Origin of the sequence: Veillonella infantium (genome assembly GCF_002959895.1) — a bacterium.
GTDB classification, from domain to species: Bacteria; Bacillota; Negativicutes; order Veillonellales; family Veillonellaceae; genus Veillonella; species Veillonella infantium.
Genome location: NZ_PPDD01000002.1, coordinates 130,537 through 143,312 on the forward strand (window position 1 = coordinate 130,537; position 12,776 = coordinate 143,312).

The 12,776-nt window shown below is 37.7% G+C and carries 16 protein-coding genes; all 16 read right to left on the minus strand.

Annotation, left to right across the window (positions count from 1 at the left end):
- Positions 1-5 precede the first annotated feature (5 nt).
- On the minus strand, positions 6-1,088 hold the full coding sequence (locus VCHSUH03_RS01920) for an efflux RND transporter periplasmic adaptor subunit (RefSeq protein ID WP_105085731.1): 1,083 nt from the start codon (positions 1,086-1,088) through the stop codon (positions 6-8).
- 170 nt (positions 1,089-1,258) lie between these two features.
- A complete protein-coding gene (locus VCHSUH03_RS01925; protein ID WP_241567124.1) occupies positions 1,259-2,173 on the minus strand; it encodes an ATP-dependent 6-phosphofructokinase in 915 nt (304 codons plus the stop codon).
- Positions 2,145-3,029 (minus strand): shikimate kinase, encoded by an 885-nt coding sequence (locus VCHSUH03_RS01930; RefSeq protein ID WP_105093877.1) that lies wholly within the window; start codon positions 3,027-3,029, stop codon positions 2,145-2,147. Before VCHSUH03_RS01930 ends, VCHSUH03_RS01925 begins: the two co-directional genes overlap by 29 nt.
- A gap of 127 nt (positions 3,030-3,156) precedes the next feature.
- Positions 3,157-3,348, minus strand: coding sequence for a hypothetical protein (locus VCHSUH03_RS01935; RefSeq protein ID WP_082717862.1), 192 nt, complete (start codon positions 3,346-3,348; stop codon positions 3,157-3,159).
- 205 nt (positions 3,349-3,553) lie between these two features.
- Positions 3,554-4,150 (minus strand): fimbrial assembly protein, encoded by a 597-nt coding sequence (locus VCHSUH03_RS01940; RefSeq protein WP_167388599.1) that lies wholly within the window; start codon positions 4,148-4,150, stop codon positions 3,554-3,556.
- On the minus strand, positions 4,134-4,988 hold the full coding sequence (locus VCHSUH03_RS01945; RefSeq protein WP_105093878.1) for a hypothetical protein: 855 nt from the start codon (positions 4,986-4,988) through the stop codon (positions 4,134-4,136). The genes VCHSUH03_RS01940 and VCHSUH03_RS01945 overlap by 17 nt, the downstream gene beginning before the upstream one ends.
- 9 nt (positions 4,989-4,997) lie before the next feature.
- Positions 4,998-5,405 carry a hypothetical protein gene (locus tag VCHSUH03_RS01950; RefSeq protein ID WP_105093879.1) on the minus strand — a complete coding sequence of 136 codons (408 nt, stop codon included), beginning with the start codon at positions 5,403-5,405 and terminating at the stop codon, positions 4,998-5,000.
- Positions 5,386-5,850 carry a hypothetical protein gene (locus VCHSUH03_RS01955; RefSeq protein ID WP_420917988.1) on the minus strand — a complete coding sequence of 155 codons (465 nt, stop codon included), beginning with the start codon at positions 5,848-5,850 and terminating at the stop codon, positions 5,386-5,388. Before VCHSUH03_RS01955 ends, VCHSUH03_RS01950 begins: the two co-directional genes overlap by 20 nt.
- A 107-nt stretch (positions 5,851-5,957) precedes the next feature.
- On the minus strand, positions 5,958-6,314 hold the full coding sequence (locus VCHSUH03_RS01960; RefSeq protein WP_105093880.1) for a hypothetical protein: 357 nt from the start codon (positions 6,312-6,314) through the stop codon (positions 5,958-5,960).
- Positions 6,315-6,321: 7 nt separating this feature from the next.
- Positions 6,322-6,624, minus strand: coding sequence for a hypothetical protein (locus tag VCHSUH03_RS01965; protein WP_231723917.1), 303 nt, complete (start codon positions 6,622-6,624; stop codon positions 6,322-6,324).
- Between the two features lie 113 nt (positions 6,625-6,737).
- Complete coding sequence (locus tag VCHSUH03_RS01970) at positions 6,738-7,319, minus strand: prepilin peptidase (protein WP_024064538.1); 582 nt, start codon at positions 7,317-7,319, stop codon at positions 6,738-6,740.
- A 218-nt stretch (positions 7,320-7,537) separates the two neighbouring features.
- Positions 7,538-7,984 (minus strand): competence type IV pilus major pilin ComGC, encoded by a 447-nt coding sequence (locus tag VCHSUH03_RS01975; RefSeq protein ID WP_060924230.1) that lies wholly within the window; start codon positions 7,982-7,984, stop codon positions 7,538-7,540.
- A gap of 94 nt (positions 7,985-8,078) precedes the next feature.
- Positions 8,079-9,254: a type II secretion system F family protein gene (locus VCHSUH03_RS01980; RefSeq protein ID WP_060924229.1), complete on the minus strand. Its 1,176-nt coding sequence runs from the start codon at positions 9,252-9,254 to the stop codon at positions 8,079-8,081.
- A gap of 8 nt (positions 9,255-9,262) precedes the next feature.
- Positions 9,263-10,282, minus strand: a complete 1,020-nt coding sequence (locus VCHSUH03_RS01985; protein WP_105093882.1) for a type IV pilus twitching motility protein PilT — start codon at positions 10,280-10,282, stop codon at positions 9,263-9,265.
- The gene (locus tag VCHSUH03_RS01990; RefSeq protein WP_105093883.1) at positions 10,266-11,276 is read right to left on the minus strand and encodes a GspE/PulE family protein; all 1,011 of its coding nucleotides are present in this window, start codon (positions 11,274-11,276) and stop codon (positions 10,266-10,268) included. Before VCHSUH03_RS01990 ends, VCHSUH03_RS01985 begins: the two co-directional genes overlap by 17 nt.
- A gap of 188 nt (positions 11,277-11,464) precedes the next feature.
- Positions 11,465-12,748, minus strand: a complete 1,284-nt coding sequence (gene eno, locus VCHSUH03_RS01995) for a phosphopyruvate hydratase (RefSeq protein WP_105093884.1) — start codon at positions 12,746-12,748, stop codon at positions 11,465-11,467.
- Positions 12,749-12,776 lie beyond the last annotated feature (28 nt).

Sequence of the window (12,776 nt, forward strand, 5' to 3'; positions counted from 1 at the left end):
TACTATTAGAACGGTCCACGGCTATTATTCTTAGGTGCTGTTACATCACCACTTACGATGATTTCATCACCTTCAGATAAACCTTTTAGAATTTGTACATTAGTATCACCAGTTACACCTGTAGAAACAGCTGTACGTACTGGTTGACCATCTTTAATAACATATACATATTCCCCTTGCTTATCTGTACGCACTGCAGTAAGAGGTACTACCAATGTATTTTTAATATCTTCGCCAAAGATAGTTGCACGAGCCGTCATAGATGGTAAGAAATTATTAGAAATATTTTCAGGAATTTGAACTTTTACGGTATAGTACACAACGCTATTGCTTGTAGCGCCCATATTGCCTTTTGTACCTTTTGCAATTTCAGACACGTAACCTGTGAAAGTTTCACCTGGTTTAGAGTCTACTGTAAATTCTACTTTAGCACCCTGTTTAATACTACCAATATCTGTTTCATCTACAGTTAGGTAAATTTCTAAATCACTTAAATCTGCAATCGTAGCGATAATCATTTGTGTAGAAATGCCAGTACTGATAGTTTGACCAGCTTTCAACGGTGTACCAATAACAGTACCAGACATTGGCGCCGTAATAGTAGCATCATTTAAATCTGCTGCTGCACGGTCATACGTAGATTTTGCCCGTTCATAAGCTGTTACAGAATCATCATAGGTTTGTTGAGCAATAGCATTTTGATCGGCTAATGCTTTATAGCGGTTCATATCAAGTTCGGCCTTAGCTAGTGCAGCACGAGCATCATCTGCAGAGGCTTGTAATTGACGTGTATCAATATAGGCAATCACTTGACCTGCTGTAACTTGATCGTTCTCTTTAACTAAAACTTTTTCAAGTTTACCAGCCACATTCGTAGAAACGTCTACATAATTAACAGGGTTAATAGTACCTGTAGCACTAATACTTGTTTTTACATCACCCTTTTCTACCTTACCAGTAGTATATAAGTTTTGTGTTTGCTTAGAACCTTCACTATGCATGTAGTAGTATGTACCACCACCAAGAACACAAAGAACAACAGCACCAGCAATAATGCGTTTACGATGCTTTTGTAAGAATTCTTTCATTATAATCTCCTTATATTAAGACGAAGATATTTGCACAACATGTATCATTTCTAACAATACTAATAGTATCTTTAAATTATACAGTACCAATTACTTTTATGCAATATAATTTTATTCATGAATAAATGATGATAAAAATAGAAAATGACCCTTCCGGGTCATTACTAGAATTAACTACTTAATATGGATAATAGTGTATAGTCCTTCTCTTGAATAGGAAAATCCAAAAGCTCTGCCTCCTGATAGGAAATAGGACGAATATGACCATCTATATAGCCCAATAATCGATTATCTGTACCATTCATTAATAAATCAATACAAGTTTCACTCATACGAGCCGCTAAAATGGAGTCAAATGCAGAGGGACCGCCACCGCGTTGTAAATATCCCAATACGGTCAAGCTCGGATCAAATTCCGTATGTTCCTTAATATAGGATTTTACTTCCCCACTATTGTAAGCACCTTCAGCAACGAGTATCACACTATATTCTTTACCACGTATCTGTGTTTCCTTTAAATGACGACATACATCATGTAAAGGCATAGGCTTTTCGGGAACGAGTACAATTTCTGCACCACAGGCAAGACCCGCTTTAAGCGCAATATGACCTGCCTTACGTCCCATTACTTCGACAATGGCTACTCGTTCATGTGAATTAGAAGTATCACGAATTCTACCAACCGCATCAACCACAGTATTGAGCGCCGTATCAAAGCCTATAGTATATTGAGTACCACCCATATCATTATCTATGGTACAAGGAATAGTCATTGTGGACATACCCAATTTCGCTAAACTGGTAGCACCGCGCATAGATCCATCACCGCCGATAACAATAAGGTGATCAATACTATGAGCCTTTAAAATATCATAAGCCTTTTTTTGAACATCCTCATTTTGGAACTCTGGAAAACGAGCTGTTTTTAGCATCGTTCCACCTTGAGTAATAATGCCTCCCACAGAGCGGTTTGATAAAGGAATAAATTGCTCTTCCATAATGCCTAAATAGCCACGTTCAACGCCGAACACTTCAAAACCTTCATGTATTGCTTTTCTAGTTAGCGCTCTGATGGCGGCGTTCATGCCAGGTGCGTCTCCGCCGCTTGTTAGTATTGCGATTCTTCTCATATCCATTACCCCCTTGTGGTGTACGTTGTTTGGATATAGCTTCTGACTTACGTCCTTTACCTGCCTGATTAGACGTCTTCTGTTTACGACGTTTATCACAGCAAGATGTATTAGATCCTACCTTATTAGAACCTAGTGTATGAGAAGTTCGTTTATGAGCTTCTATTTTCTTAGGTATTCTACTATCATTTGTATTTCTAGTAACAGAATTATTTAGTTTTAGTTCTTGAGATGATTCTTTATCATCTCCATTGTTCATATCATTGGGTTGACGTCTTGCTTTAAATTGCACGCCTGAAGAAACTAATTCATCTTCAATACGTTGCATAAAATCATAGGTCCGACCATTTGTTGTATCTAGTACAAAATCACACTGCTTATATACTGGTTTCCAGGATTGTATCATAGCGTGTACAAAAGCATGTACATTATTGTAATCCATAGTTGGCCGTTTCCCAATTCGGCGATTTACACGGCTCACAATACGAAATTGTGCAGCGCGAATACCAATAATATATGAGTATTTTTTTAATACTTTTAACGTACGATGTTCAATCGGAAAATTACCACCTACAGATATAACCGCTTCATGGTATAAGCATACCTTTTTAAGTACATCCATTTCAGCACGACGGAATGCTTTTTCTCCAATTTTCTTGAATATTTCAGCAATAGGCAACCCAAAACGACCTTCTAATACGCGATCAGTATCTACAAATTGCCATCCCTTGCGTTCTGCAAGATTACGACCGAAATGACTTTTGCCACTTCCCATAGAACCGATGAGCATAATATTGCGTTTTATTATCATCTATTTATGTGCCCCTTATTATTTCATATCCTTCATTGTACTATAAAATGCTACAAAAACAAAGACAGACTATAGATTAACTCTCTATAATCTGTCTCTATTAGTATTACTAAAAACAATTTATATGTTAAGACCTCATAGTTGGTTTCACTGCACAATGTACATATACGACATTGCCTTTCCGTTCTATGTCCTCTATTTCTATACGGCGTGAAGGTTCTTTCTCATCAACAGTATTAATCCAGTTTATAAGTCGTTCTGTACTCCCTAATACAGTTAACTCTAATACACCTTCATGCTCATCAGTACTAACAATCATTAATGGTTCTCCTTGCAAAGAATCAAAAACACTTGTATTAGAACTCGTGTTAGATACCTTATTTTGCGTAAATGACTCTAACAATTTGGCTTCCTTAGATACAATATAATCTGACTCAGCATGCATTTTAATAACATAGTTTTCTTGTCGCTCTTTCAATTGAGTAACTTTCTGATTTAAACTAATAAATCCATATAGTGAACTACTAATGATGATGCTCCACACTATTACGATCATTAGTATCTTCTCTACTGGATGTGTTGTGCTCTCCTTTAGATCCTTCCACATGGAATGTATATATACCTTTATCTGCTTTAACTGTTCCATGACACTCCATCCCTATTAGTCTGTGTTGAAGACTAGCTATAAACTTACGACACGCATCATCAGTAACACCTACACCATCCACACTAATCTGTCCATCTTTTATATGGAGGTGCTGTAAACTAATACCTTGCTCCATAGCTATATCAATGACATATAGGACTATAGTATTTTGAATCATAGATGATGTATTATTTTTTGAACTATTCTTAAGAATTTGATCTTTAACGGCTATTATATCTGCATACTGTTTCCCTATAGACTGATACTGTGGATTTTCTAATAGACTCAATAGTTCTGATTTTTCAGCTTTATAATGTTCGTAACTAGACCAGCAATAACCTAAAGATAATAATCCTACTATTCCGTATATAATACTCATTCCATATAGATAATATCGATATCTGTGCCATATACCATGCCAATATAACGAACGAGGCATTAAATTAATGTGTCTATCCTTACCAGCCCAAGCCAATCCATTTAAGCCCCCTTGCTGCCATACCAATGGCCATATCCCAATCTAGTTGGCCTAGTTTACACCGATTACGACCACGACCTAAAAATAGTAGAGGAATATACTCCGTCTCTCCATATATGGAGATAATAGCTTCCATATCCTTTCGTTCCTCTTCAGTTAACTGTTCTAAACCATACAGCTTAATGCCTTGTATTTCATCTACGCCAAACTCCTGCAATCTAGCCTCAAGCTGTTCTATCCCTTCTGATACATCGGTACTAGTAATTGGAATTCTACATTCTTGAATACATATATCGTTCCACCATAGCCATAAGTGTAAATTACCCTTTTCAACAACGCCAGTTACAGTCCCACTACGCCGCATCAAACTGTAACAAATAGGGATAGGCCAAAAATCAATTACATCTACTGGAGCATAAGTGTCTCGTATTCCTTGTTTTAACAATTCTAATGAATGACGCTCTACAGCTACCATAAACATATGATAATTATGTCTTGGATATTCTCGACGACACGCATCCATTTGGAAGCAATCTCCATCAAAGCTAAAGTAATCCTCTACATTCCACTTGATGAACTCTTTCATATCAAAATCGTGAGGATCATAAGGTGCCACATGCATTTGTGTATCGATATTTGCAACAATGCTGTAGGCACCATCATCTAAATCATACATTTCAATAAATTTTCGAATATCCTCATCAATAGGTGCACTGCGTTTCATTTCTAGTGCATCGGTAATGACCATAGTTTTATTTTCTACATGAGCTGTAACACATACAATACGTTCATCTGTAATGCATACTCCAGTATGTATTTTCTTTTTTCGTTTCATAGATTCACCTCAATATGGTTTTACCTTTATAACATGCATATTATTATCCTTATCTACCGTCACATACATATGTACTCGACTGACAATTTTGTGACGCTTCAATTTCCCATAACTCATAACATGACGAGGGTTTTCTGATACTGAGTCAGCTTCAATCGTTATTTCCACGTCCGCATCATCAGCTACTATTAGCTTTTGCTGAAAGTCCCATGTATTACCCGCTCTACAATAGCCTACAAACCAATGTGCTCCACTTTGAGCAGCATAGTGTGCCTCTTCTAAATGCAATTCATCTATAGCATTACCTTCACAAATTTGACCAATACGCAGCCCCATAAAGGCTAACAATAATAAAAAAGACATTGTAAGTATCGCTACATATGTAATAAATCCATCATTATGGGCCCCCATGTTCATGACTCTGTTCCTCATGATATTTATACCAATCATATATACTACTTTGACCTATAGCAACTTCATATATAGCTAATCCTCCATATCCAGCAGTATATTGCTTATCACCAGTAAATCGATTAGTAATATACCAACGCATGTGGATAGTTTCACTTTCATCTATACTAAATGGATGCTCTTGTGTATACCCCACATTTCGCTTATCTTTTGTACCTATAATGCGGCTACCACTAACCGGCTGCAAGCTGCCATCCGTAAGTTTTCTATACAGCGCATGGCGTTGTACAGTTAATGTAGTCCGTTTAGTATCGTGAACATATAAAGTCTTATTTCTATCCTCTACAGTTACCTGTACAGGATTCCATATAATTTGAGCTACGACCATACGCCTTGTATACCGGCCATCCTCCATCATCGCAACACTATCTATTAATTTTGCATTCCACATAACTCCGTAAAAAACTATCCCTAATAACAAGGTTAGAACAATAGTAGAAATAGTTATACTCATAAGTGTGGAATACAAAATAAAACCACTTTGTTTATCATGAGTACTCAACGTATTTCCTCCAAAACGAGAGATAAGCTATACACAATAGTTTCATTATCTATGGCCTGTACAGTTAATCGTTGTAGGGCAATGCCATTTTCTACGGTAGGTTCTATGTGTGTTTTATAAGTAATAGATTCCCTAGGGCTCATAATAAATTGAGAGTTATGAATCCCTTCCTGAATGTGACCTGTTTTGTAATACTGGGACTTACTTTCCTCTAAATATGTTACAGTGTCTTGTACTATATAATCCCAATAATAAGCCTTATAGATTGTCAGGGTCGCCATCCAAAATACAGATAGTATAACAGGCAATATAAACATAATAATGGCTGTTGATACTAAGGCATCTCCATACATAAATCCCTTAGTGTACTTCTTCCCATCGAATACGTCCCGTCTGCACAGATATCCATATACGATTTCTCTCACCACTTTCTCGATCCCGTAAAATAAGTTCCGTTCCATCATAAGGCAATCCTAGAGAAGAAAAGGAGATAATCGTTAAAGGTTGTACATTTTCAATCCCTGTAGGTAACGATATATCGACTGTATGATGATGCGCATCCTCCTCTAAGGTATAGCTATCTTTATTTAATATGAATAACATGCGCCCTTTCCCATTCGACTTATGACCAAGCATGGACCAAAGTTGAACCTTTTTTAACATATATACCACTTCTTGAGTACTTCCATTTAAGGTATAACGACTGGGCGTCGTAACAATAGGCAAAGACAGAGAAATCAAAAGTAAAAATAAACTAATAGCAATAATCCACTCGGCTAACAAAGAGCCAAACTGATGATGTATAGGTTGTGCCTTAACCATTGATATAACACCTCCATATAGGACCCGCCATGTAAGGCACACCAACCACCAAAGCATAGAAAGGGACCAAATGGAATATATCGATTACGATAGCTCGTTAGTAAGAGATAGAGAGAACCAACGCAAAAGGCTACGTAAAAAAAGCATATAATCTCCCAGGGCGTAAGCCACATGGAAATAGCAGAAAACCATTTCACATCGCCTAGTCCAAAACCTTTATGACTAATAAGACGAAGTCCATATGTAATAGTACCTACAGTCATAACACTTATGATTGTTATAAGCATAGACTTATCATTTAGAAAGCTGTACAAAATGCCACCTATAACAAGCACTAAGGCCCCTTCATCAGGTAATATATAGTAATGCATATCGATGGTAGCACCTGCTATGATGATGAGTGAAAACACAGCATACAAAGCAACGTGAATAAAGGATATTACCTGGGATGAAACTATAATAGGTAGTACTATGGATGCTATATACACGATCAGGGCTATAACATAATGCGTCCCTTTCATACCTTGTCCTTCCATACAATCAACTATAGATATGTAAATCTAACGATTGATATAACTACATATATATGAAAACCTAAAACTACATATATATGAAAACCTAAAACTACATATATATGAAAACCTAAAACTACATTCCTATCATTAATACATGCACATTAAATACTAAATACTAAATACTAGTTACTTGATACTGATATTAGATGCTAGATGCTAAATTCTAGATATAAGTTACGTTAAGGTGCGTCAGGTGCTTTAACTACAACTGCTTTTGCAGTACCGCCATTAACCACTTCATAAGTAATGGTATATTCCTTATCCTTTGCAGTCTTAACATGTTCTGTAAGATAACCTTCTTTATATAGATTTTCTACAGTTGGTGGTGTATCTACATTCTTGTCAATCATATAGAGCTGCGTTGCATTTTTTATGATTTGAATATCTGCCGTTTCCTTCGCATTTCGTGCTCTATCAGCAGCCGATAAGAATTGTGGCATCGCAATAGCTGCTAATATGGCAATAACGGCTACCACAACCATTAACTCGACAAGGGTAAAGCCCCCTTTTCTCGACTTCTTGAGATTTTCCCGAACACGAGAAATATGTAAATGGTCTAAAACCCATTGACCACATAATTCTAATCGAGAATTTAAACCATGAACCATATGTATAACAGAACTCATAATATCCTCCTTATAATGATTAAATAACAGCTATCCATTTATATTGACCTCTATTGTTCTAACTATAAATAGCTATTGTGCTAACTATAAATAGCTATTGTCCTCCCAACTTAGCAATAGACGTAAATAATGGATACATAACAGATACAACTAAAACAGCTACACCAATTCCCATTACAGTTAGCAAAATTGGTTCTAAAAGCCTCTCTAGTCGGGCGATATATTTTGAAAGTATAGATTCATAGTAATGTCCACAATGATGTAGCATCTTAACGAGCTCTCCACTTTCCTCGCCAATAGAAATCATTTGCCATATAAAGGAATTTCCAATATTCTCAGATCTAAGGCTCTCTTCAAAAGAATGACCCGTTAATAACTTTGCCTCTACTTTCTCACTACATTCGGCACCATACATATTGCCCCATAAAGGTCTTGTGATATTCATAGTATGAATAATAGAAATTCCAGAATCTAACAAAAGGGCCCAAACCTTTAGCATACTTGTATAGTAAATGCAGGTCATCCATTGGTATCTGTGAGCCAACAGCCAAAGCCAACGATGTACTTTGCGTTTTATACTATGTTGATGGTATGCAAAGACTAAAGCGCCTATACCTACACACTGCATAATAAAGACTAATATAGGATGATTCTTTAGCCCTTGTCCTAATGCAAAGAGGGCTCGTGTCATCAATGGTAATGTAATATGCATGGTAGTAAAAACCTTCTCAAAGGATGGAATGATAAACAGGATGGTAACGAGAAAGAATACGTTCATCATGAGAAGAAGAAATATAGGATAAGAAATAGCACTCATAACCTTTTGTCGCAATTGTCGCTCCCAGTCATAGTGACGTGAAATGTATTGTAAGCTTTCACCTAAAGTGCCTGCTGCCTCTCCACTTTCTAGTAGTGCTAAGGCTATCGCAGGGCAGCCTTCACTACGCAATGCTTGCGATAAGGTTTGACCTCTCTCAATCGATTCATAGAGGGCTGTATATAAAAGCCCTTGCTTCCCATGACAGAGTAACTGTAATGCCCTCCGTAAAGGCACACCAGACTCGATGAGTAGTCCTAATTGATAAGTTACATCTACCACCATGGTATGATTCCACTTATGCTTTTTCTTATTTACTTGTAAAGTGATTTTATAAATCTTATATCCATCGCGCTTTAACCGTGTACCGACCTCCTGTTCTGAATCTGCCCACATCAAACCTTTTACTGTTTCATTATTCTCATTTTTTACGACATATTCATAAGCCTCCATATCTGCACCTACGATAATTGTTGATCTAATAGCATATGTAGTTGATGCTGCGTTCCATATTGTGCTTTTACATCTCGTACGGCCATTTCTAGTGTTTTCATAGGCAGTTGTGTTTCTTGAATAGAGATAATTTGCGGTTCCTTACGGGTGCGTATTAAATTTGCCACTGCATGAGTGTTTAACAAAATATCACGAATGGTAATAAACTTTTTATTCCACCTAAGGAGTCGTTGACATATAACAGCACGTAACACTTGAGATATTTGACTGCGAATCTCCTCTTGTTGTTCACCAGGAAATAGTGAAATCATGCGGTGAACTGCCATCACGGCCCTTTGCGTATGCATAGTGGCCATCACAAGATGACCCGTTTCGGCCGCATGAAGTGCGGCCTCTAATGTTTCACGATCTCGAAGCTCTCCAACCATAATGACATCTGGGTCTTCTCGCAATGCATCGCGAATACCATTAGACATAGACTTAATGTCGGCACCTAATTGGCGTTGATGAATTAAAGATTTCTTAGGCTTAAACTCAAATTCTATGGGGTCTTCTAAGGTAATGATATGACGCTCCATAGTTTGATTTATATAGTCAATACAACAGGCTAAGGTAAAACTTTTCCCACTACCTGTAGGCCCGCATACAAGCAATAGACCATCATGTGCTTCACATAGTTTTTGAAGTAAATGTCCTTCACTGTTATCCTCTAGCTTAAGTTGTTGATGGCACAATAACCTCAGTGTCCCACATATCGTTTGATTAGCCTTATATAGATGAACACGTATACGCACGCCACAACAGGAACAAGCTTCATCGAGAGATTGCCATTCATAAGAGGCTATACCACAACGTCGTAAAATATCTTCAATTAAGATAGTAGTACATATAAACGAAGTAGCCTTCAATCCATCACCATGTCGCAAATAGATAGGCTCACCACATTGTAGATGAATATCTGTAGATGATAATTGTATTGCTTGTTCAACAATGGTTTCTAAACTTCCACTATTACAGCATGAGTCCACAACGATGCACCTCCTCTATCGATGTAACATGCTGAGATACAGCTTCACGAGCGGAATCCTCTAGGGACACAAGTAAATGTGCTTCTAATTGATCCCAGTGAACTGAATTGGTTGGTATTTCTAAATATTCAAAGAGCGCAGTCCGTCCATGATACGTGGTGCCATCAAATTTTCGAACTAAACGTTGCGCTATTGCCCCCATTAAAGTAGCCCGTATTAAATACGGTTCTACCCCCATATCCATGAGACGCGTTACAACACCAATAGCTGTGTTTGTATGAATGGTAGATAACACTCGATGCCCTGTTAAAGCAGATTTAACGGCCAGCTCTGCAGTCTCCTTATCCCTGATTTCACCAATCATAATCGTATCTGGATCTTGCCGTAGCACTGATCTAAGCCCTTTGGCAAATGTAAAGCCAATCTTCTCATTAATACCAATTTGTATGGCTCCTTTAATTTCAGCCTCTACGGGATCTTCAAGACATATGAGCTTTGTTTCCTCTAGATTTAACATGCGTAACATGGCATATAAAGTAGCCGTTTTACCACTACCTGTAGGTCCACAAATTAGAAGTAAGCCATAAGGACGTTTTAGTAATTGTTTAATATGCTCATAAATATCTGCACGCATCCCTAGCGCTTTTAAATCTTTATGGCTCCCTTCATTTCCCATAAGTCGGCAGACCAAAGTCTCACCATATAGGCTAGGCAATGTGGATACGCGCATTGTTACAGATGTATCCTTATGACTCCAAGCCCATCGACCATCTTGAGGCAATCTTTTTTCACTAATATCTAATGCACTACAAACCTTGATGCGGTTGATAATAAGTTCAGCCTCTTCAGAAGTCACAGTCATATTTGTTCGTAGTAATCCATCTTGTCGTAACCGAACTTGGACACCACTTTTTGTGGGATCAAAGTGAATATCGCTGACATGATGTTCTAAAGCATATAGGATAATGTCGTCTAATGTTACGTCTACATACATGGTCACCTCCTATACCTTGCGGTATGTTTTTACCTCACACTAGCGTATGGCGTTATAGGTTTCGACATCATCCCCAAAATCCCTTTTTTATTTTTAAAAATCCACGAAGCGAAAACTTTTCTATTTTTAGGCATACAAAAAAGGCGCCCCGAAGGGCGCCCTTATTGGACTTTTAGCTAAGACGATTTTTATTTTAAGTTATAGAAAACGTCATTACCTTTATATTGTGCTGTTTTGTATAACATTTCTTCAATACGAAGCAATTGATTGTATTTAGCTACACGTTCAGAACGAGCTGGTGCACCAGTCTTAATTTGGCCAGCATTTACAGCTACTGCAATATCAGCGATAAATGTATCTTCTGTTTCGCCAGAGCGGTGAGATACTACACATGTATAACCTGCGCGTTTAGCAAGTTCCATAGCGTCAAATGCTTCTGTTAAAGTACCGATTTGGTTTACTTTTACAAGAATAGAGTTACCTACACCAAGCTCAATACCACGAGCTAAGCGTTTTGTATTAGTTACGAATAAATCGTCACCAACGAGTTGTACACGATCGCCAAGGCGTTCTGTCAATAATTTCCAACCATCCCAATCTTCTTCAGCAAGACCATCTTCGATGGATACGATTGGGTATTTACCTACTAAGTATTCGTAGAAATCCACCATTTCAGCAGCTGTTTTAACTTTGCCTTCGCCAGCTAAATTGTATTTGCCATCTTCATAGAATTCAGAAGATGCAGAATCAAGAGCTAATTTAAAGTCTTTACCAGGTTCATAACCTGCCGCTTTAATAGCTTCACAAATTACTTCTAACGCTTCTTCATTGGATGCCAAGTTAGGAGCGAAACCACCTTCGTCACCTACGGCAGTGCTAAGACCTTTATCATGAAGTACAGATTTTAATGTATGATATACTTCTGCACAGCTACGAAGAGCTTCAGCAAAGGATTCCGCGCCTACAGGCATGATCATAAATTCTTGAATATCTACGTTATTATCCGCATGTGCGCCGCCATTCAAGATATTCATCATAGGAACTGGCAATTCTTTTGCGTTGAAACCGCCAAGGTATGCAAATAATGGCAAATCTAAGGATTCAGCTGCTGCACGAGCTACTGCCATAGATACACCAAGAATTGCATTAGCACCTAAGTTAGATTTATTGTCTGTACCATCTAATTTCAACATCAAGTTATCGATAGCTACTTGTTCAGTCGCATCATAACCAATAATGGCAGGACCGATTTTAGCATTTACATTATCGATAGCTGTTAATACACCTTTACCGGAGTAACGGGATTTATCACCATCACGTAATTCTACAGCTTCAAACTTACCTGTGGAAGCACCAGATGGAACAGCTGCTGTTGCAATAGTACCATCTTCTAAACATACTTCAACTTCAACAGTTGGGTTACCGCGGGAATCTAAAATTTCTCTTGCAATGACTTGTTCAATTACTGCCATTTCTTCACCTCATAAAAATCTAATGGGA

What these genes read in the sequence shown, in the direction of transcription:
- VCHSUH03_RS01920 (WP_105085731.1), bottom strand. Translation starts at nt 1,088, where the DNA reads ATGAAAGAATTCTTACAAAAGCATCGTAAACGCATTATTGCTGGTGCT.
- VCHSUH03_RS01925 (WP_241567124.1), bottom strand. Translation starts at nt 2,173, where the DNA reads ATGAACGCCGCCATCAGAGCGCTAACTAGAAAAGCAATACATGAAGGT.
- VCHSUH03_RS01930 (WP_105093877.1), bottom strand. Translation starts at nt 3,029, where the DNA reads ATGATAATAAAACGCAATATTATGCTCATCGGTTCTATGGGAAGTGGC.
- VCHSUH03_RS01935 (WP_082717862.1), bottom strand. Translation starts at nt 3,348, where the DNA reads ATGATTGTTAGTACTGATGAGCATGAAGGTGTATTAGAGTTAACTGTA.
- VCHSUH03_RS01945 (WP_105093878.1), bottom strand. Translation starts at nt 4,988, where the DNA reads ATGAAACGAAAAAAGAAAATACATACTGGAGTATGCATTACAGATGAA.
- VCHSUH03_RS01950 (WP_105093879.1), bottom strand. Translation starts at nt 5,405, where the DNA reads ATGAACATGGGGGCCCATAATGATGGATTTATTACATATGTAGCGATA.
- VCHSUH03_RS01955 (WP_420917988.1), bottom strand. Translation starts at nt 5,850, where the DNA reads ATGTGGAATGCAAAATTAATAGATAGTGTTGCGATGATGGAGGATGGC.
- VCHSUH03_RS01960 (WP_105093880.1), bottom strand. Translation starts at nt 6,314, where the DNA reads ATGTATGGAGATGCCTTAGTATCAACAGCCATTATTATGTTTATATTG.
- VCHSUH03_RS01965 (WP_231723917.1), bottom strand. Translation starts at nt 6,624, where the DNA reads ATGTTAAAAAAGGTTCAACTTTGGTCCATGCTTGGTCATAAGTCGAAT.
- VCHSUH03_RS01970 (WP_024064538.1), bottom strand. Translation starts at nt 7,319, where the DNA reads ATGGAAGGACAAGGTATGAAAGGGACGCATTATGTTATAGCCCTGATC.
- VCHSUH03_RS01975 (WP_060924230.1), bottom strand. Translation starts at nt 7,984, where the DNA reads ATGAGTTCTGTTATACATATGGTTCATGGTTTAAATTCTCGATTAGAA.
- VCHSUH03_RS01980 (WP_060924229.1), bottom strand. Translation starts at nt 9,254, where the DNA reads ATGGAGGCTTATGAATATGTCGTAAAAAATGAGAATAATGAAACAGTA.
- VCHSUH03_RS01990 (WP_105093883.1), bottom strand. Translation starts at nt 11,276, where the DNA reads ATGTATGTAGACGTAACATTAGACGACATTATCCTATATGCTTTAGAA.
- eno (WP_105093884.1), bottom strand. Translation starts at nt 12,748, where the DNA reads ATGGCAGTAATTGAACAAGTCATTGCAAGAGAAATTTTAGATTCCCGC.